Annotated in this window: 16 protein-coding genes; 4 read left to right on the top strand and 12 right to left on the bottom strand. The window is 48.8% G+C overall.

What is annotated here, in order from left to right; all coding sequences use genetic code 11:
- Positions 1 to 350: 350 nt before the first annotated feature.
- Positions 351 to 4,352, bottom strand: a complete 4,002-nt coding sequence (locus H6F93_RS08045) for a magnesium chelatase subunit H (protein ID WP_190680012.1) — start codon at positions 4,350 to 4,352, stop codon at positions 351 to 353.
- A gap of 794 nt (positions 4,353 to 5,146) precedes the next feature.
- On the opposite strand from H6F93_RS08045, the gene H6F93_RS08040 reads away from it, so the two are divergent.
- Positions 5,147 to 5,350, top strand: coding sequence for a hypothetical protein (locus H6F93_RS08040; protein WP_190680011.1), 204 nt, complete (start codon positions 5,147 to 5,149; stop codon positions 5,348 to 5,350).
- 547 nt (positions 5,351 to 5,897) lie between these two features.
- Here the strand turns inward: H6F93_RS08040 and H6F93_RS08035 are convergent.
- The 6 genes from H6F93_RS08035 to bchL form a co-directional block, all read right to left on the bottom strand.
- The gene (locus tag H6F93_RS08035) at positions 5,898 to 6,125 is read right to left on the bottom strand and encodes a hypothetical protein (protein ID WP_190680010.1); all 228 of its coding nucleotides are present in this window, start codon (positions 6,123 to 6,125) and stop codon (positions 5,898 to 5,900) included.
- Positions 6,126 to 6,691: 566 nt separating this feature from the next.
- On the bottom strand, positions 6,692 to 6,940 hold the full coding sequence (locus H6F93_RS08030) for a hypothetical protein (protein ID WP_199313558.1): 249 nt from the start codon (positions 6,938 to 6,940) through the stop codon (positions 6,692 to 6,694).
- Positions 6,941 to 7,031: 91 nt separating this feature from the next.
- A complete protein-coding gene (locus tag H6F93_RS08025) occupies positions 7,032 to 8,438 on the bottom strand; it encodes a ferredoxin:protochlorophyllide reductase (ATP-dependent) subunit N (protein WP_190641162.1) in 1,407 nt (468 codons plus the stop codon).
- A 42-nt stretch (positions 8,439 to 8,480) separates the two neighbouring features.
- The gene (locus H6F93_RS08020; protein ID WP_190680009.1) at positions 8,481 to 8,939 is read right to left on the bottom strand and encodes a DUF5331 domain-containing protein; all 459 of its coding nucleotides are present in this window, start codon (positions 8,937 to 8,939) and stop codon (positions 8,481 to 8,483) included.
- A gap of 59 nt (positions 8,940 to 8,998) precedes the next feature.
- Complete coding sequence (locus H6F93_RS08015; RefSeq protein WP_190641164.1) at positions 8,999 to 9,382, bottom strand: DUF5331 domain-containing protein; 384 nt, start codon at positions 9,380 to 9,382, stop codon at positions 8,999 to 9,001.
- Positions 9,383 to 9,599: 217 nt separating this feature from the next.
- Entirely contained in the window at positions 9,600 to 10,463 is an 864-nt protein-coding gene (bchL, locus tag H6F93_RS08010; RefSeq protein WP_190641165.1) for a ferredoxin:protochlorophyllide reductase (ATP-dependent) iron-sulfur ATP-binding protein, read from the bottom strand.
- Between the two features lie 878 nt (positions 10,464 to 11,341).
- Here bchL and H6F93_RS08005 point away from each other — a divergent pair.
- Both H6F93_RS08005 and H6F93_RS08000 read left to right on the top strand, forming a co-directional pair.
- Positions 11,342 to 12,931, top strand: coding sequence for an Hsp70 family protein (locus tag H6F93_RS08005; RefSeq protein ID WP_190680008.1), 1,590 nt, complete (start codon positions 11,342 to 11,344; stop codon positions 12,929 to 12,931).
- A 95-nt stretch (positions 12,932 to 13,026) separates the two neighbouring features.
- Positions 13,027 to 13,188, top strand: a complete 162-nt coding sequence (locus H6F93_RS08000; RefSeq protein ID WP_190641167.1) for a metallothionein — start codon at positions 13,027 to 13,029, stop codon at positions 13,186 to 13,188.
- A gap of 31 nt (positions 13,189 to 13,219) precedes the next feature.
- Here H6F93_RS08000 and H6F93_RS07995 read toward each other — a convergent pair whose 3' ends face one another.
- The 4 genes from H6F93_RS07995 to gshA form a co-directional block, all read right to left on the bottom strand.
- Positions 13,220 to 14,047, bottom strand: a complete 828-nt coding sequence (locus H6F93_RS07995; protein WP_190680007.1) for a class I SAM-dependent methyltransferase — start codon at positions 14,045 to 14,047, stop codon at positions 13,220 to 13,222.
- Positions 14,048 to 14,249: 202 nt separating this feature from the next.
- Entirely contained in the window at positions 14,250 to 16,595 is a 2,346-nt protein-coding gene (locus tag H6F93_RS07990; protein ID WP_190680006.1) for a LysM peptidoglycan-binding domain-containing protein, read from the bottom strand.
- 1,076 nt (positions 16,596 to 17,671) lie between these two features.
- Positions 17,672 to 18,133, bottom strand: a complete 462-nt coding sequence (locus tag H6F93_RS07985; protein ID WP_190680005.1) for a tRNA (cytidine(34)-2'-O)-methyltransferase — start codon at positions 18,131 to 18,133, stop codon at positions 17,672 to 17,674.
- A 248-nt stretch (positions 18,134 to 18,381) separates the two neighbouring features.
- The gene (gene gshA, locus H6F93_RS07980) at positions 18,382 to 19,533 is read right to left on the bottom strand and encodes a glutamate--cysteine ligase (protein WP_190680004.1); all 1,152 of its coding nucleotides are present in this window, start codon (positions 19,531 to 19,533) and stop codon (positions 18,382 to 18,384) included.
- A 50-nt stretch (positions 19,534 to 19,583) separates the two neighbouring features.
- On the opposite strand from gshA, the gene H6F93_RS07975 reads away from it, so the two are divergent.
- A complete protein-coding gene (locus H6F93_RS07975) occupies positions 19,584 to 20,039 on the top strand; it encodes a DUF1824 family protein (protein WP_524537914.1) in 456 nt (151 codons plus the stop codon).
- An 86-nt stretch (positions 20,040 to 20,125) separates the two neighbouring features.
- Here H6F93_RS07975 and H6F93_RS07970 read toward each other — a convergent pair whose 3' ends face one another.
- On the bottom strand, positions 20,126 to 20,524 hold the full coding sequence (locus H6F93_RS07970; protein ID WP_190680003.1) for a hypothetical protein: 399 nt from the start codon (positions 20,522 to 20,524) through the stop codon (positions 20,126 to 20,128).
- Between the last annotated feature and the right edge of the window lie 247 nt (positions 20,525 to 20,771).

Raw genomic sequence — 20,771 nt, 5'->3', positions numbered from 1 at the left:
GGAGAAGAAACAAAGCGCACCGTCAGGCTGAGGTCTAATCTACCAACGGGCTTGGTTATCCTTAGGGGCGAATCAGAGTACTTCACTCCTGACCGGGTCTATAAGCAGTCTCACTGATACTTGCGCTTACATACAAGGGGCGAAGCATTCGGGCACAATTCCTGCCACTAAAGCACAGTTCTTTTGCCGAATGCTTCGCCCGTACACCCAATAGTGCTCCTTTACAAAACGGATTCCGTACAAATCGATTTTGTCACGATTCTGAAAACAAAAAAGGAGGGGCTTTTAGCCCCTCCTTTTTCTCGTTGCAACCCTATGTCACGTTACTAATCGACCAATGACCTGATCAGTTACTCAATTCCCTCAATCCGATCTTCGACTTCCTGGTAGAGTTCGCGCAATAGGTTGAGGTTGTTTTCGCTGGTTTCCCAATAGCCGCGACCGTTGACTTCCAACAGCGTCGTGACAATTTTGCGGAAGGAGTGAGGGTTGAGGTTCATTAGCCGCTTTCGCATTTCCTCATCCTGGATAAACGTCGCGTTGGTGTCTTCGTAAATCCAGTTATCGACAGCTCCAGCGGTGGCTGACCAGCCCATGGTGTTCACCAGTCGCTTTGATAGCTCCCGCACGCCTTCATAGCCGTGATTCAGCATTCCCTCGTACCATTTGGGGTTGAGCAATTTGGTACGGGCATCGAGCCGCACGGTTTCGGATAGAGTGCGAACCTGAGCGTTGGCGGTGGTGGTGTCCGCAATGTAAGAAGCGGGTGTCGTACCGTCGCCGCGCAGGCTTGACACAACCTTGGTGGGGTCAGAGTCAAAGTAGTGGGAAACGTCGGTAAGCGAAATCTCAGAGGAGTCGAGGTTTTGGAAGGTGACATCGACCGTTTTCAACGCCGTCTCGAAGATTTCCCGCGACTGATCCATCATGCCAGGGTTGTCGGAGTTAAAGGCGAAGGATTTCCGCGCCAGGTACATATCCTGAAGCTCGGACTCGCTTTCCCAGGTGCTATTCTCCACAGCCAGATTGACGTTTGCCGCGTAGGAACCGGAGGCGTTGGAGAAGACGCGGGTAGCTGCCTGTCTCAGGTTAATTCCCAGGTCGTCGGCTTGCTTCAGTGCGTGTTTGCGGACGAAGTTCATCTCCAAGGGTTCGTCTGCTTCGGCGGCCATTTTGACGGCGCGATCGAGCAAATTCATTTGGTTGATGAACAGGTCACGGAATACGCCGGAGCAGTTCACGACTACGTCAACACGGGGGCGCTTGAGTTCCGACAGGGGAATTAGCTCTAGTTTGTTCACCCGTCCCAGCGAGTCGGGCACGGGGCGAACGCCCAGCAGCAGCATTACCTGTGCCAGAGATTCACCGTAGGTTTTGATGTTGTCCGTACCCCAAAGAACGAAGGCGATCGTTTCGGGATAGCGTCCGCCATTCTCAGATTTCTGCCGGGCTAAGAGGCGATCGACCACAATTTGCGCTGCCTGAACGGCCGCTGTTGTAGGAATCGATTGGGGATCGAGGGCGTGAATATTTTTGCCAGTGGGCAGCACATCCGGGTTACGAATCGGGTCGCCCCCAGGCCCAGGCAGCACATATTCGCCTTCTAACGCTTGAAGCAGTGCCCCCAGTTCATTATCAGCCACGATTTGCTTGAGGCAAAATTCCAAATATTCAAACAGCGGCTTGATTGCTTCAGGATCAACCTTGGGATAGCCTGACTTTTGCAGTGACTCGATCCAGGGTACCTTTTTGCCCATGTTGAAGAAGTTGAGCTTGGCGACTCTGGACACTCGCCCATCTGCGTCGATCTGCTCTTTCACCAGGGATGCGACTGCGATTCGGGTTGCCTGGTTGATGTCATAGAGCAACTGCACGTCTTCTAAAACGCCGCGATCGCTCTTCTTGTAAATGTCATCCAGGTCACGCCCGATGCTGTTGGCAATGATCCGGGGCAGTCCGAGAATGTCGTCTTCGGGGCGATCGAGGCTGGCGATGTTAACCAGGGTGGCGATCGCCTCTTCAGCCGTGGGCGGTTTGCCAATGACGTGTAGACCGCAGGGCAACAGCCGCGACTCGATCTCCATTAGCCGAATGTAGACCTTGCCGACCAGCGTATCCCGTTCTTCAGAAGTCAGGTCTTTTGCGTCTTGCTCTGGCAGATCAATGTCCTTGTCCAGATTGACGATGCGGCACTTGTCTACGATCGCATTCACAATCGGAACGCCGCGTCCCGTGTCCTTCAGCGTTTGGTAGGAGGCAATCAGCTCGCTCAGTTCCTTCAAACCCTTGTATAACCCAGCATTTTCAGCCGGAGGCGTGAGATAGCTGATCGTCTCGGCATAGCTGCGTCGCTTGGCGATTGTGGCTTCCGAGGGGTTATTCGCCGCGTAGTAATAAAGGTTGGGGATCGTGCCAATCAAGCTGTCGGGGTAGCATTCGCCCGACATGCCCATCTGCTTACCGGGCATGAATTCTAGAGAGCCGTGTGTGCCGAAGTGCAGCACTGCATCTGCTTTCCAGATGTGCTCCAGGTAAGTGTAGTAGGCAGCAAACCCGTGATGGGGGCTGGCAGAGCGGGAGAACAACAACCGCATCGGGTCACCCTCATAGCCAAACGTAGGCTGAATGCCGATGAATACGTTGCCGAACTGCTTCCCGTAAACCAGCAAATCCTGTCCATCGGTGTTGAGATGACCTGGAGGTGGCCCCCAGGATTCGTGCAGTCGCTCAGAGTAGGGGGTTAGGGTTTCATACTCTGGCACGGACATGCGGTAAGCAACATTCAGTTCAGGGCTGCTGTACTGCGCCTGCGCGTCGTGAATTACAGCTTGCATTAGCGCTTCCGATGAGTCAGGCAAATCCTGCACGTCATAGCCGTTGTGCTTGAGAGCCTGCATTGCTTCAAAGATGGAGCCAAACACATCCAGGTAAGCGGCTGTGCCAACGTTGCCTTTGTCGGGCGGGAAGCTGAAGACGGTGATCGCCACTTTCTTTTGGACTTTGGGCTTGCGTCGCAAGGTTGCCCATTTCATGGCGCGTTGGGCGATGGCTTCGATTCGATCTTGAAGGGCGATCGCTTTACCCGTTGTGCCATCCCGTCCAGACAAAATAATCGGCTCGATTGCCCCATCCAGTTCAGGAATCGCAATTTGCAGCGCTACCTGAATCGGGTGCAGCCCCAAATCACTGTCCTGCCATTCCTCTGTTGTTTGGAACACTAGCGGTAGTGCCACCATGTAGGGACGGTTCAATCGCTTCAGCGCGTCGATCGCCTTGGGGTGATCTTGCCGCGCCGGGCCACCAACTAGAGCAAAGCCAGTCAGGGAAATGACAACATCAATAAGCGGCTTGGAGGCGAGAGATTGGGCGGAGCGCTGTCCAGCTTCCCAGAAGTAAGCATCAACGGGCTTTGAGAAGTCCAAACCACCCGCAAAAACGGGAATTACCCGTGCGCCCATGCATTCCAGCTCCTGAATCATGGCGACGTAATGAGCATCATCACCCGTCACCAAGTGAGTCCGCTGAAGCACTAGACCAACGCAGGGAGCCAATGGATCTTTGAGGTCGGCAGAAATGTCTTTGCGAGAGCTATACCAGTTGAGATATTCCTTCACATCCTCAAACATGCAGGGCGCTAGCGGATGCCAGATGCCCATGTCGGGATAGGTGACCGGATCGCGATACTGGAGCGTTGTTCCCTTAGTATCAGCGCTGCTGACGTATTTGTCGGTCAGCATCAGCAAGAAATTTTCCAGGTTTTCGGCAGAGCCACCCAGCCAATACTGGAAGCTGAGCATGAAGTTACGAGCATCCTGTGCCTTGTCCATCGGCAGGTACTTCAGCACCTTGGGCAGGGTTTGCAGCAGCTTCAACATGCCGTCCTGGAAGCCAGACCCTGACTTTTCCTTACGCTTTCGCATGAACTGGGCGATCGCACTCTTCGACTGACCCAACTGAGCCATCGAAAAGCTGCCCATCTTGTTCAGGCGCATCACCTGCGGCATCGAGGGGAAGACGACTGCTACATCCAGACGATCACGGTGCGGCTCAACCGCAGCAACGACCTTATCTGCCAGGTCTTCGATGAAGATGAGAGAACCGATGAAAATATTTGCCTGGGCGACATCTTGCTGGAACGCCTCGTAATTTTCGGGGCTGCGGAGTTCTTCCAGCAAATAGCCGCTAATTTCAATTGCCAGGTTGGGATTGTTGCGATTGATGGCGTTGACGGCTGCCGACAGTGAACTTTGATACTGCGGCTCTAGCACGACATAGACCACCTTGATCAGCGATCGCCCTTGGAGCTGCTCAGGCACGATATGTCTGATGGTGGGCTTGACGTGAGTGAACATGCGGGTAGGCTCCTTCTCAAAAGCGGGTCAGTACTCAGCGATTAGCCATAAAACTTAGCGATTAGCGGCTGCAACGAGCGACTGAAGGGACTCGATTCGCTGAACACAGAGGTAAAGTTTACAGCCTGTAACAGCGGCGAACCAACAGCATGTTGCTAAACGCTAAGTAGTGTCTCAAGAGATTTTTATCAGAAAACCCTTGCCCAATGACAGATCTACCCGATATCCGACACAATTCGATAAAAACTCCGAGATATTTATTTACAATAGTTGACACGTTTAAAAGTATTTGCTTTCATATTTATGAATAAGTGTAAAGCTTGCTTCTGGTAATTATCTGAGACTGTTTATCAGCAAGCGCCAGAAGATTTAGTTGCAGATATTTGTAAGATTAGAAATAGAGATTCAAGCTTTGTTTTTTAACTAGAGTTTAGAAATTCGCTTTTAAAGAATTTCGTTAGATGGAGCTTTGGAGAATCCTGCCTCTAGGCTTGTGCAGAGCGATCGCACCCTTTTCTAATTTTCACTCATTGAAATTGTTTTGACTGTTGAGATTTGCGACTTCTCAAGGAAGCCGAAAATTTTGCGTTTCTTGTTTAAAACTGCTCTAGCTAGGCTAGGCGATCGCCCCTTCCCGCTCCACCACCAAACCAGCAGACGTAGCTAATAGAATCCATAGGGGTTCCAGGCATTTTTTGATTGAAGACATCGTACAAGAAAAATTTTTGATGGCAATCGCCATCAAGTCACAATGTCAGCATTGCGTTAAAGCTTGGTCGAAAATAGGCTTGGTGATGCCACTAAGCCTCTATGCCCAAACGAAAGCCCCAAATCAGAGCCCCTATGTAGACGAACACACAGATAAGCTCCTCAAGGCTTTAGCAGGAGTAATGGATAGCTCTGTTAATGCGCTCCTGGTTGAGGCGATCGATCAATGGTTAAGCAAGCCTGAGATACAGGAAAAAACTGAGAAACACAGATTAGACGAGCTTGATTGATAGGAGCCTAAAATCTTCTAAGGATTTTGTAATGGGTTCAACAAAATTACCCTTATGAACCTTTGCAAGTTTTTGAACGAACGCTTGAAATTATCAGATTCTTCAATCGAGAAGGGAGGTGAGTCAGTCATACACTTTTCCTTTGTCGATTCGATTTAAAGATTCCGTAGCCAATGCATCCTTCAAAACTTTAGACATTGCCAGATCATAAGCAGGATTTTCATGTTCTATCAATTCAAGCTTCTGAAAGCCTAATGCCTTCATATCACCCAGAAGAATTGGCTCCGCTGAACTTGCTTCAGGTGGCAGGCATTCAAAAATTTTTAAAAGCAGTGCCGGAACCTTTGCAGGCTAAGGTACTGCACTATATTGCGTATTTGAGCGACCGATATGCTCATCATTTGGTATGTGAAAGGTAGTTTGAAATTAAGCCAAGAGATATTATTAAAGCTCTAGAAAATTAAATATATTTGATACCACTAGTCTCTTAAAAATTGCAGTCAAATTAGGTAAAGGTAGTTAAAATCACTCAGGAGAAATTGGATTACTAAGAAAAACTTTCATCAACACCAAGAAAGTTTAAGTTTGCTTTTCTAATTGCTATATGCATCATCTCAATATCTTCTTTAGAACCTCCCGAAATTTCTAATTTCTTCAAAAGATCTTCGTAGAAGATCACGTGAGTATACTCACGCTCTCCCCTAACCCAATACTTTTCTGCATCGTCCGTAGGAACCAAAGTAGCGTAATCTAAATAAGCTCTTGGTGCAATCATTCCACAACGAAAATAGCCCCATTTTTGAAGATCAATTCCCTGCCTTCCTCGATCGTCATATCTTATACATTGATCGGTTTGGCTGCTAGCCGTAATTTTATTTTCAAGTAGGAAGGCAACTGTGTGGCTTCATTCTAAATTCGGGTGATTCTTATAACTAGAAAGGCATTTCTTCTCCCAAAGGAACTTTATATTTTCTGACCAATCAGGATTAAGAATTTTTATCTTGAAGAAGATGTCGGTTTCACCTAATCCAGAGACACGAACTGATCTTCGTGCTTCAAGAAGTTCGTATGGGAAAACAGGTAACTTTGTAAACTTAATAATGACCCAATCCCTAAATGCACTATTTCGTAATATATTACACACAATAAGATTATCGATATCCTTCTCACTAATTTTCATAAGTTCTAAACCTGGAGAATGCGCTAATAACTTAAAGATCTAAGATTTCCCTAATAGCATTCTTTAGATCTGCATCAGTAGGGCGTTTTGTGAACTGCTCATGACTGTAAATCCAAACCAATTTGATTGTGCAGGTAGTTGCGTTTACCAAGTACATCAGCCTAATTTGCTCTGAAGCCCCCTTTCGCAATCCGAAGTTCCAGCTTGTGGAATGTCCGTCCTTTTGGTAAATCAACTTTCCCTAGTAGAGATTCCTGACGAGAGTTGTTTGGGTATTGGTCATCAATTAAATCTTTTAAGGCTTTTGCAATGAGTTCAACAAAGCTACCCTTATGAACTTTTGCAAGTCTTCTGAAAGAACGCTTGAAATTATCAGATTCTTCAATCGAGAAGAGATGTGAGCTAGTCACGCACTTCTCCTTTTTCTTGAGTGGAGCAGAAAAATGGTCGCAATTCCTATTCAAAGAAACTGCGACCTAAGAGTATTCTCAGATTTTGCTTTTAGATTTTGGCTTCCTCGCGCACAAGTTTATCCCAACCCAGATCCTTGAGGTTGGTGTTGCGGCGGAGGGGGCGGGTGACGAGTTCTAGTGCATCACGAGCATTAGTGAAGCCGTGAATTTGGGCGAAGGTGAACTCAACTGACCATTTGGTGTTGATACCGCGTGCTTCCAGTGGGTTGGCGTGAGCCATGCCAGTGATCACCAGGTCGGGTTGGATCGCCTGGATACGCTGAAGCTGGTTGTAGTTGTCCGGCTTTTCAATGATTGTGGGAGTGGGAACGCCCATTTCGTGACAGGTCTTTTCTAGCAGGCTTAGTTCTGCTGCCTGGTAGCGCTTGTCCATGTAGGGAATGCCGATTTCGGGGACGGTCATGCCGCAGCGTACCAAGAATCTTGCCAGCGAGATTTCTAGCAGGTTATCGCCCATGAAGAAGACGGACTTGCCGCGAATCAGCTTCAGGTAGTCCTCCAGGCTTTCCCAGATTTGGGCTTCGCGTTCGTCTAAACCTTTTGGTTCAATGCCGAAGACGGAGCAAATTTTCTCAATCCAAGCGCGAGTGCCATCGGGACCAATGGGGAAAGGTGCGCCAATCAGTTTGCATTTACGGCGGCGCATTAGGGTAGTGGCGGTGCGCGAGAGGAAGGGGTTTACGCCGCTGACATAATAGCCTTCTTCAAGGACGGGTAGCTCGGTGTAGCGTTTGGAGGGGAGCCAGCCGGAGACTTTGATGCCCTGTCGCTTGAGTTCTAAGGTGAGTTGAGTAACAACGGGGTCGGGCAGAGAGCCAAACAGGACGAGGGGGGGATGATCGACATACTCAGATTCTTCGGCGGCAACGTCTTCTTTTTTGCGCCCAAAGTTGAGCAGTTTGGCGATCGCATTCCGCTCTTCCTTCTCAGACTCTAGCTTCGGAGCCTTCTCAGGACAGCGATGCGCCATTGCTGCCAAGACGGTATCTTCGCCCTGAGTAAAGGCATAGTCTAAGCCATTTGCACGAGCGGTCACGATGGGAATGCCGATCTCAGCTTCGAGCTTGGGGGCCAATCCTTCCAAGTCCATCTTGATGATTTCGGTGGTGCAGGTGCCGATCCAGACAATCACACTGGGGTTGCGATCGCGCTTAATCTGCAAGCACAGCCGCTTTAGCTCCTCGTAGTCATTCAGCTGGGCTGAGATGTCGCCTTCCTCTAGCTCAGCCATAGCGTAGCGCGGCTCAGCAAAGATCATCACACCCATCGCGTTTTGGAGGAAATAGCCGCAGGTCTTGGTACCAATCACCAGGAAAAAGCTGTCCTCAATTTTTTGGTAAAGCCACGCGACGCAGCTGATTGGACAAAAGGTATGATAATTTCCGGTTTCGCACTCAAAATTGAGGGTTTGAGGCTCAGAGTTTGCCAGGGTCATAGTATAGGTTCCTCTTAAAGATCGGGGGCTAGGGGCTGGGGATTAGGGGGATTGTTCGCGGAGGGGTTCGGTGGGGGCGGAGCGGCGGATACCTCGGCAGTCTTCATCGATCATGGCGGAGCGGCGACTGGGAGAAGGGGCGATCGCCGGATTAACAGCATCGGTTGCGCCACTGGGCAACATTCGTAGCGGTTCATCGTCTGGATCATCCTCTGCTTGATTTAACGCTTCTAGCTCGGATAGCTCAGAATCGGGGTTAAAGTTCAGCCCTAAAGCTGCCACAATGCGATCGGGGTTGGTGCTGAGATCTACGACCAGCGGCATCATTTGGGTTAAACGGGGTTCCAGAATTGATAGGGTTGCCAAAATGAAACTGGATGAGGGACGGCGCTGCCCCTCACAGTTCACCCAAACGCCTAAACGAATCAGCCATGAGCGGTTTTCGCGATAGTAGCCCAACCACTTAGCCTTAACAGACTGACGTAATTGCTCAACGTTCACAGTCAACCTCAAAACAATGTAGAGCGTCCCAATTTAGCTCACCCCCATACCAACGGGAACTATGCCAACGGGTCATATTGCTCTTGCTCCTGAGAGTCGGGCAGCAACCGAGATAGGTCATTCTCTGGATTGCTAGACCGCACATTAACTGTTGTGCCGCTTTCCTTGGAAAGTTCCATATCCGGATCAAAATTTAAGCCCAACACTTCAACTAGGGCATCTTCGTTGGCATTAAGTCGATAGAAAGGCACCATCAGGTTGCCTAACTTTGGCTCTATTGCGTTGACGACACCCAAAATCAGATAAGAAGACGGTCTACGACCTCCATCTGGCGTACGGACAGAATGGTTTTCCATTTGCAGGCTTAACCAGCCCCGATTAGTTTGGAAATAATCCAGCCACTTCTGCTTAATGGAAGTCGTAAAGTTCTCAAAAAATGCCATGTTCTTGATGCTCTTAAGCTTGCTGAAGGTATAAGTTTGAATGCCTTAAGACCAGTAGTCAAGACCCGTCAGTCTGTACAGCATCATACTGTGGAATCTACCCATGCAATCAGCAACGCTAACAGGTTTAATGCGAAAGAGTAAAGTTTTAAATTCTGAATTTTACACTTGTAGTTTGCATCAAAAATTCAAAATCTAAAACTTTAAAGCTTTCTACTTAAACCATCATCAGGTCTAGCTCTCCCTCTGCTCTCCCTTGGGGTTCTGCGGGGTTGAGATAAAAATCAGACAGCAACGAGAACAGTTCGCGATCAGGTGAATCGTTGGGAACAACACCTTCGGGCTGAGCCAAAATTTGGTCAGCAATGTTGAGATAGTAGTCGCAGACATAGCTGAGTGAAGGATCGGTTTCTGCCATTTCAAATAGCGTTTTGCCTTTGACACGAGAGACGCGAATGTCTTCGATTAGCGGCAAGATTTCTAACACGGGCATGGGTACAGAATCAATGTATTTGTCGATTAGGTCACGCTTAGAGGTGCGGTTGCCAATCAGTCCAGCTAGACGCAACGGGTGAGTCCGGGCCTTCTCACGCACTGAAGCGGCAATCCGGTTAGCGGCAAATAGGGCATCGAAGCCGTTGTCAGTGACGATCATGCAGTAGTCGGCGTAGTTCAAAGGAGCCGCAAAGCCACCGCAAACCACGTCACCCAGCACATCAAACAGAATTACGTCATATTCGTCAAAGGCGTTGAGTTCTTTGAGGAGTTTGACAGTTTCTCCAACGACGTAGCCGCCGCAGCCTGCGCCTGCTGGAGGCCCACCTGCCTCGACGCAATCAACGCCGCCATAGCCCTTGTAAATTACGTCTTCGGGCCAAACATCTTCGTAGTGATAGTCCTTTTCCTGGAGCGTGTCGATGATGGTGGGAATCAAAAAGCCGGTCAGGGTGAAAGTGCTGTCGTGTTTGGGGTCACACCCAATTTGCAGCACTTTCTTCCCGCGACGGGCAAGGGCGACAGAGATATTACAGCTTGTTGTGGATTTGCCGATTCCACCTTTTCCATAAACTGCTAATTTCACGCTGGTAATCTCCTGGTGATCTTGTTAAACGGGCTGGGATGTGACTTGTTTAGCGCTAACGTCTTGCGCCTCAGCCTCAAACTTATCTTGGGGTTGATTGCATTATGTCGAAGCAACTTAGCAAAAGAAAGGGCCCCTGAGAATGGAACGGGGTGCTAAACAGAGCTAAGCTAAGCAACGAATAATAAACTCTATGAAAATTACCCTAGTCTACTCTGGAAGCTTTTGAAACCCATCCGAGAGAATTTGTAACCTTGCTTTTATAGAAATCGGAACAAAAGACAAATTTTTGTTTTTCTTTAGGATTCATACAAGCACAAGATAAATTAGGTAATTCTTACATCGCCAACGGGTCTACGCTGAATGGCACTGATTGAAGAGTGTTGCGTAGTACTCAATCTATGGCTTGTTGGGGCTTCTAGCGATCGCCAAGAGCCAGGGCAGATTTTGCCGAGTCAGGTTGAATTTTGCCGTTAAACCTTTAGTTGGCAAGGGTTTTGCCTACTTAACTAACCCCTGTCGCATTGTAGCTATCTGAGGGATTTTCCCTGGCTTCAACCCTACAGTTTTTTCGTTCACGCTGCTAATTGTCCAGGGTAAAGCTGAGCGATCGCCTCAAAAACTACCCTGTTTTCCCCAAATTCCAATCTTGTTAAAAATAATAAATTTTGCAATTTTCTGCTAACTCTTGAGCCCTCAAGGGCAATAGATCAATCCTTCCAACAGAAGTATTTCCAGGATCAACAGTGGCAAACTAGAATCTCAACTAAATTAGTTGTGGATTCGGTTAATCCTACAAGTTCTACAACCGACTCATCTCATAGCTAATTTTGAACTGTTATAGAAATATAAAAAATTAGCGATCGCCCCCGTTCAACATGGTTTACGCAATCGATTTTGGCACCAGCAACACCGTCATTGCTCGCTGGAATGCAGCTACTCAGCAACCAGAAACTTTAGCTTTAGCAGATTTATCCATTCGACTGGGACAAAACCCGCCCCTGATTCCTAGCCTGGTATACGTTGAGGATGCCGCTAGCGGCAAGGTGTTGGCGGGTCAAACAGTGCGCGATCGCGGACTGGATCTGAGCAGTGATTCTCGCTTTTTTCGCAACTTTAAACGGGGAATTGGGGCTGAGGTTCAGGGGTTTCTGCCAGAGTTAGATGGGCAAACGGTGACGCTGGAGCAAACCGGGCAGTGGTTTTTAACCCAGGTGATTCAACAGCTTCAGAGTCTTGACCCGGACTTTGACTCCCTGGTCTTTACGGTTCCAGTAGACAGCTTTGAGGCATATCGCAACTGGCTGTCAGGCGTTTGTCAATCGCTGCAAGTTGAACAGGTGCGAATGCTGGATGAGCCAACTGCTGCTGCTCTGGGCTATGGCTTGACCGCAGGGGAAACGCTGCTGGTGATTGACTTTGGTGGTGGCACTCTAGATCTGTCGCTGGTGCAGCTTCAAGGCGATCGCCAATCCCAAGCAAAACCGGTTGGCTTCATCCTCAAATGGGGACAAAAAACGCTGACAGAATCCGGTCAGCGTCCCAAAACTGCCCGTGTTCTAGCCAAAGCCGGACAAAATTTGGGTGGCTCGGACATCGATAACTGGCTGGTCGATCACTTTGCAACCACCCAGGGCTTAGCCGTTACACCGCTGACACTGCGACTGGCAGAACGGCTAAAAGTGCAGCTATCAGAGCAAACTATAGCAACCGAGGCTTACTTTAACGACGAAACTTTTGAAAGCTACGAGTTGCAGCTAGACCGCGATCGCTTCACCACTATTCTTCAAGAACACCAGTTTTTTGAACGATTAGACGAGTCGATGACGCAAGTGCTGCGGCAGGCAAGACGACAGGGGCTAGAAGTGGCTGATATTAATGCCGTTTTGCTAGTTGGGGGTACTGCCCAAATTCCTGCTGTGCAGGACTGGGTGAAACAGTATTTTGAGCCAGAAAAAATCCGCTCAGAACGTCCATTTGAAGCGATCGCCCAAGGCGCTTTGCAAATTCATCAGGGAATTGACCTGAAAGATTTTCTTTATCACAGCTATGGCATCCGCTATTGGGATCGGCGCAACAATCGCCACAGTTGGCATCCCCTAATTAAAGAAGGACAGCCTTACCCCATGCCTGATCCGGTTGAACTGGTGTTAGGTGCATCCACTGAAAACCAGCCCAGCATCGAACTCATAATTGGTGAATTGGGGACTGAATCGGGCGGCACTGAGGTCTTTTTTGAGGGCGATCGCCTCGTCACCCGCAGCCTCGGCAGCGGCAAAACCCAGGTGCAACCGCTCAACGATCAGGCAAGCACGATTGCAAAACTCACCCCTCCCGGGTTTCCAGGTAGCGATCGGATCAAAGTGCTGTTTTGGGTAGATGGCGATCGCTTCCTCAGAATCACCGTTGAAGACTTATTTTCTGCTGAAACGCTGTTAGAAAATCGAGCAGTAGTGCAGTTGAGTTAGAGAATCGAGACTTACCTATCCCAGGGATGTATGAATGACTGTTCATAGGCTGGCATTATGGGGAAGTCAATTGAAGTCAATTCTGGTGAAAAGCTATGGCAACTGTGACTCAAATGAAATGTGCTTGTGATGCTTGCGTCTGTGTAGTGGCAATTGAAGACGCGATCAAAAAAGACGGAAAGAATTATTGCAGCGAGGCTTGTGCCAATGGGCATCCCAGTGGTGAGAGCTGTGAGCATCAAGGTTGTGATTGTTAGATGAGGGCGATCGCTAAATAGCTTGATAGAGCTAAGCAGGACGGAAAATGTGAAAGGCAGAAACATAAGCCAGTTGAACCGTATCACCGTTCTGCTCTAACACTTGGCGTAATTCTGCAAACAAGGACTGCTTCTGCTGAGCTTCTAGCTTCAAGTAGGGCGAATAGGTATTTAACAGCAGCAAGTACTGATCAACGGTGTAAGTAACTTCTACTTCTATGTGCCCAGCTACCAGATCTTGGAAATAGCCGGATGCGATGGCCATTTGTCCCATTTCATTCAAAATTGCCATCTGGGTAGCACTGTCTTCATAGGAGCGGTTGAGGGTCGGCTCATGGGTTTGATAAATCTCAGATAGCTGCTGATAAACCTCATATTGAGGCTGGAGCTCTTTATTCCACAGCAAAATCAGCTGTCCTTCTGGGCGCAATGCTGCCGCCGCTTTCGGATAGCCAATTTCTGGCGGAATCCAGTGAAATGAACTCGCTGCCAATACTGCATCAAATGACTGGGGTGCTAACTCCCATTCTTCAAACGAGTAATTTTGCAGTTCTACTTGGGGATAAGCTGTACAAGTTTGTTGCGCTAGGTGATAGAAATCCGAATTAGGTTCTACACAGACCATGTAACAACCTAGAGCCGCAAATGCAGGAGTGGCGATCGCGGGCCCACATCCAATTTCCAGCAGCGATGAGTTAGCGGAGAGTTGGGCAATATCTACAACGCGATCGATCAGCGCTTGAGGATAGCGGGGTCTGACCTGTTGATATGCCTCAGCAGCAGGCGAATACCAGTGCTTGCGTTGTTCTAAATCTCTGCCATAACACTCATTTTGAAGAGTCTGCTTCAAATCTTTCATCACATCGTAAATTATTCAGCCTTAATAATAGATCTCCTGCCTGAGTTGGTTGCGGCGAAGCCGCGCCCCCATTCACGCTTCAAAGATGATTCATGCAAAGAGCTTATGTTCAGGTTAGCCCGAAGTTTGCCATAAAAAAACTTTGGATGCACCAAACAACGTTTAGTACATCCAAAGTTTTTACAGAAAAGGAATTGTTTCCTTAACGAGGCAAATAGGCCATCGGGTTGACCGTTCCCTGGTTAGGTAGGTGAACCTCAAAGTGGAGGTGTGGTCCCGTGCTGTAGCCCGTGCTGCCAACCTCAGCGATTTGCTGTCCCTGTTCGACTTCCTGTCCAGCGCGAACTAGGTTGCGGCTGTGGTGGGCGTAGCGGGTCAAGCTGCCATCAGCATGGCGAATTTCAACCATGTTGCCGTAGCCACCAGAGTTCCAGCCAGAGGACTCAACCACACCAGGTGCTGCTGCCACAACAGGCGTACCTGTTGGCGCACCGATGTCAATTCCCCGGTGCATTCTACCCCAGCGCCAGCCATAGCCAGAGGTCAACGTGCCTCTTGCAGGCCAGAGATAGCCGTTGAATGAAGCCGCTCCATCAGGTAAGTAAGCTTCTGCTCCCGGCAGGGGTGGCAGGTCAGGAGAAACCATCCGTCCCGTAATAGGTTGGGTAAGCGGCTGGTAGTTCTGAGAACCCAAGGGTGCAACAGCAACGAGTTCCTCTTCTGTTTGCGGCTCTGTTTCAGAGGAGGGTAGAGTCGCTACTTCAGTAGGCTGAGTACTGACTGAATTGCTTACCGGAACCTGAGCAACTTGATTGCGTCTTTCTTCCTGTAACCTGCGAATTTCTGCTTGGAACGCTTCTGTATATCGATCTGGGCTAAATTCTGGATTGATATCACTAGAAGGGTTAGGCAGTTCGGTCAGTGAATCTGGAGCGCCGGTTGGGGCGGTAGCAACCAGTGTAGATTGTTCAACTTCAACTTCAGCCGTTTCAGTTTGGTAGCGATCGCGCAAGTCTCTGATTTCGGTCATCAGGTTTTGCACGTAGGGACTTGCTCCCGACGGAGCGCTAGCTACTTCGGTTCCGACTGATGCTTCAGCGGGTGCAGCATCAGTAGGTACAGCTGCAACTTGTTCAGATTGTTCAAGCTGCTTATCGGCTGAATCATCCGAAGGTAGGCTTCCTCCGACCGCAGGCAATGCAGTAGGTTCAGAAGAGGCAATCAAAACGGGGGTTGGTACTGTTGGAACAGAAACAATAGATGCAGAGGTTGACTCTGGAGCAAATTGCTCAGGTAGTACATTCGTAGGAGCGGTTACCGTAGGTACTGAAACTGTTGCACCAGGTACAGCAATCTCCTCGGCGTTAGCTTCCACCCCTGAGTTTGTGGGGATATCAAGTTCTTGACCCACAAAAATCAGGTTTGGATCGCTCAAATGGTTAGCACTAACTAGCTCTGATCTGGAGATGCCATAGGTGCGGGCAATCTCACTTAAAGTTTCACCTGAACCTACCTGGTGAACCGTCAGCGCAGTTTCTAGCGGAGCTTCCGGCTTGATCTGTACCTCGGGTTGAACTGTTGTCGATTCGGGTTGAGCTAATGTTGCGGACAAGTCAGATGCACCTGAGTTCACCGTTGGGATAGAACTCGGAACCGGACTTGCTAACGCGATCGGCTCGGATTGAGGAATCGCCAGGGACTGATTGACTCGCAGCCAGTTAGGGTCAACTAGTTGATTAACTTCTGCTAGCTCTTGCCGAGTAATGCCATGAGCGTTGGCAATCCTGTCAAGCGTATCCCCAGGCTTAACCTGATAGGTTGACAACCCAGTCGGAAGAAGAGGCTCAGCCTGTGTCAACTCGGTGGGGTCCATCAAAGGCAACTCAGCAGGTTCGACAGCAACCGAAGAGGGATTTGAAACCGCAGTTTCTGCCGCCGATGGTTGAATGGAAGACTCAACCTCTACCTCTGAAGCAACTGAATTCTGTAACTCCTCAGACCTCAACTCCGCCAGACTGTTACGCAATCTTTCTCGCTGCTGATGTAATCGCTCAAGTGCAATATCCTGCTCAGCCTTGAGTGAATCGTCGAGCGCTGCATCGGGAGCTTCTACCTGACGCAGCTGACTAAAATCGGGCGAAGAAGCGGACCGAAGCGCAGTAATTGCTTCTGGCGCAACGGGCTCAGGCACAATCGCTTCAGAAACATCACCACTATTGTTTCTGATACCGGAACCAGGAACCCAAAGCGTTTGACCTACTCGCAGGGTAGAATCGGTAGTAATACCGTTGGAAGCGGCGATCGCTTCAGCGCTAACCCCATATCTCTGAGCAATTTGCCAGAGAGTTTGCCCTTGCTGTACTACATGCTCCACTGAAGTAGCAACTACAGCAGATTCTGTTGTTCTGGGCTCTGCTGCTGCCGCTCCATCATCTTGACGGGGCAGTAGCAAGCTGGATGCGCCCATCGAAAGGGCGAGTCCAATCATTGCAGCAGAGGTACGGGCTCTGCGATTGACTCCTGGAAGAGTCCGTCTAGCTTGACCCACCACGGCCTCTATTACGAATGGGTGGCAGGAAGCAGACCTAACCTTCTGCGGAAATGCTCGTTTCAAAGAACGACCTCCTAATGACCAGCGTTATAACTGTCCTCAAGTCACTCAACCTTTTTCACCAGTCAATGACGTAAATCACAACGGGAAGAGAGCAAGATCACCGACAACGTCCGTATGCATAGGCAAGATTACCTTGCTTTTTTGGTTTAGACAAGCTTACACCAGCCGACAAAAAATTCAATACCGAGCCTCTAAGTAGAACTAATCTGTCGCAAAGTTTTTGCTCATCTGAGGCTACATTGGCGTAGCGAGTGAGATTGATGACAGTCAAGGGGTTAGTGTACACCACTCTTGCTTGAAAGCCATCAGGTAACAGCAACCAGATTATTTTTTTGTCGAAAGAAAAGTTGGCTATAAGCCAATTTATGTCTTCCGACCTTGATCTTGCGATCGCCAAAATACTTCTCCTGAGAGGATTCTACGGATTGAAGAGCTTTCTTGATTACGACTTGGTGAAGTACAAAAGATCTGCTCTATTGGGCTTCGTGATGCTTGAGGGTAAGACTTGAATTGGAGACTCAATTCAACACTCTGAAGGACAATAACACCCTTAACTGCTGTCTAAAAGCTTGTCATCAGGACTGATAAGAATACTTCGCTGATTTTCTTGTCTCTACTAAACTCAAAACCCAATTTTTCTATATGAATTTCTTATCGAACAGAATTGGGTTTAGTAGTGTAGAAGACTGAACAACTAGAAGTTTTTTCCGGATAGATAGCTGTGCCTAATCTCTTAATCGCTAGATAGCTTTTAAGAGAATCATTCATCTTTCAGCCTGACCAGCAAGGTTGAAACACCCAAATGAACCTTATGCACGTTGTTGTGAGCAGTAATCAGATTGTTGCTCACGCCGACTCCCTGCTCTGGTTTGTCAGGAAGCTAAGCGTACTTAAAGAAACAGGTAGATGAATGTAGATGTATCCATATAGATGCAGTTTCACATTGGTCAGGAAAACCAATGAACAGCTTTGCTGAGCCTTGAAAATAGCTTGAGATCAGGGGTTGGAGCTTATTCAAGATAACCAAGCTGCCGACGCGCCTCAAACAAACCGATTGCAGCGCTCACCGAAAGATTTAAGCTGCGAACCTGGGATTGTGCCATGGGAATATAGACCGTTTGCTGACAGGCAGACAAAACTTCTCGAGGCAATCCTGCTGTCTCGCACCCAAACAACAGCCAGTCATCAGGCTCAAACCTAAACTTAATATAACTACACACCCCTGAAGTGCTGAAGCCAATCCATCGCCCACCGCGCTGCTGGTGGTAGATCTGAAAGGCTTCAAAAGAAGCGTGGTAGTGCAAGTCAACCCATTGCCAGTAGTCCAATCCGGCGCGCTTTAGATAGCGATCGCTAATTTCAAATCCCAACGGACCAACAAGATGCAATTCCGTCCCGGTAGCGGCACAGGTTCGAGCAATGTTGCCCGTATTTGGAGGAATTTGAGGATTTACAAGAACAACTTGAGGCATGGAGCCTTTTCCTGACCCTGAATAAGCTGCTTACCAGCAAAAGGCTTAGAGGTTAAAGCTTTTGGCAACCTCATCCTATTCTTGCAAGGTATCTATATCCTGATCCGGGTAGAACCTAGATGAAAGTGGCACATCTACCCACAGAGAGACGAAGAATATAGATTTTTTTAATAAGCAGCAACAACAAATGACCAATTAGAAATTGTAAAGCTTTTGAGCGCTACTGATAGCCTAAATTAAGCAACTGATTAGGCAACTAAGGGCTGACACAGTTCTTGTTCGAGCGCTTGCTCTTGTTGAGCAGCTGTCTGAATCGCCTGCTGAATCACGCTGCGGCTGTTTTGAGTTTGCTGATATAGCTCTAGCCAGCGCTGCGCTTCGTTGCCTTCCCGCAAAATTTTCTTGAGCGGCAGCAGAAAACAGCTAAAGCCCTGTTTTTTGGCGATCGCCCATACTTCCTGGTACAGTTCCGCAATCCAATCTCGCGCTAGCAGAACCCTGCCATCTTGCCAGTGCCTTAGCTCTGCGTCCAGGCTGTTTGCTGCCGCTGCCGCTTCGTTTGCGTCCGTAAGTGCAACCAGGTCTTCTGCCCGATTTGCTGCTGGAAGTGTACTACTTTCCAATGGATCAAGCGATGGGTCAAAAATAAGCTGTTGCAGTCGGGCTTCTAACAGGGCCGTGATGGCGAGTAAGGCAATCGGGTCAATTACCAGGTCGCAAATTCGTAATTCCAATCGATTCAGGTTGTAGGGGCGGCGATCGCCATTTGGTCGCACTGATGACCAAAGATGTCTAACGTTTTGCATTGTGCCTGCGACGAGCTGCTCCTCTGTCCAGCGGACGAAGTGAGCGTGGCTTTCAAATAGCGGTACATGAGCCGGAGTTTTTGGAAAAACGCCCCAACGGGTAGAATGATAGCCCGTCACTTCACCATCCAAAAATGGAGAAGACGCACTTAAGGCCAAATATAGAGGCGCTTCTAGCCGAACCAAACGGCAAGCCCGCATCAGCACTTCGGGGTCGCTGATGCCAATGTTAATGTGAATGCTGGCGGTGACAACTTTGGTACCGTAGGTACTCTCGATGTAAGCGTGATAGGGATTGGCAGGGTCAGAGCGGTAGAAGCGATCGCTCTCTCCCAACGCTAATGTGCTGCCAGGAATCAGTGTATAGTTGCCCAACTGCTTCAGGTAAGCTCTGAGCTGTCGGCGGGGACGCACCAAGTCACACAGCAGTCGTTCATAGCGGCAAAGCGGAGCCGTTGTATACTCCACATTGCGGCTATCCGGTTCGCGCACAAATCCATCCAGTGCCGCTACAATCCGGTCAGACAGCCCGACGATTTTTCCGTCTGGCGTACCTGTGTACATTTCCACTTCAAACCCTTTGGTTAGCAGCACTGTCGTTTTCTCGCTTACAACACCTTCTCTTTAAGTATCAGGGAAAACAGGTGACTGCATCCGTCGATTGGTTTAGCCCGACTGCTCATTGTTTAGAACCGATGACTCAACTTACCGCCGCCGAAGCCCATCAGATTTTGAAACCGTTTGACTGTCTCAAGCGAGATGATGCTCTCTCTCTTGCTGACAAACCTCGCATTCGTGAGGCCCTGCTGACGGTCGTGCAGCTTTCGGATTATCAAATTCTGGGTATCTGTGCAGACAATTTGACTGAAGGGCAGCAAGCTCTCAAAACTTACTCAGCCGCTTTAGGATACGCGCCTGAGTTGAAAGGAGGGGCGATCGCAGACGCGGTCTACATCAAATTCAACCCTAAATCTGGCTTGTGCTACGCCGAGGCTTACACAGGTGAGCATCGTGGTGTTTTGGTCTCCTGCCAATCTGCCTATGAGTCAGGCGTTAATGAGATGTACGGGCACCTACCGCTTGATCTGTTTGAAAACTAGATGATTCCTTAGACCTTCTGCCTGAATGGGGCGCAGCGAAGCCACGCCTCCATATCACACTTCAAAAAATGGTTCGTGCAAGGCATCTATTTTCTTGAAGCTAGAAATAGCCCTACCAGACAAAGCAGAATGCCGACTAGGTTAACCCTAGAAACATTCTCTTTAAGGAAAAATATCCCAATGGGAACCAGGAAAATGGTTGCAGCGACCGTTGCAAATACCCCTGCGATGCTGGTATCCCACCCGGCTCGGTAGACCAGTAGAAAACCCAGTTCAACAACAACAATTACGACCCCAAAGCAGGATGCTGATAGCAGGGAATCTTTGACCGCAGTCGTGCCAAAGGGTGTCACCAAATAAATTACAGTGCTTAGTAGAGCGGCTACGCAGTAAGCCATTGCCAGAATTAGGAATGGGCTAACGGAGTGTGGTTGCAACTTGACCGCTAGATGGTAAAGCACCACGCCCACAATTGCTAAGCTCATTGAGCCGATAAATCCAAACAATTTTTGTCTCCTGCTCTTTGAACTGGTCTGAGCATAGGGTGAGGGCGATCGCCCTGTCTTCCCAATTCCTCCCAGAAATGTCGAAATTCTCCGATCTGCTTAAAGAGAATTTCTCAGGACTTACGCAGATGTACTAAATGTGGTGGTCAGCTTAGCCCAATTTCATAGCAAGAGTGGGTGATTTGAGTTGCCCAATCAAATAGTGGGATAACAGTCTGCTCTTGAG

The sequence above is a fragment of the Leptolyngbya sp. FACHB-671 genome, assembly GCF_014695745.1.
Lineage (GTDB): Bacteria > Cyanobacteriota > Cyanobacteriia > Elainellales > Elainellaceae > JAAUTN01.
This window is presented reverse-complemented; position numbering and strand designations above follow the sequence as displayed.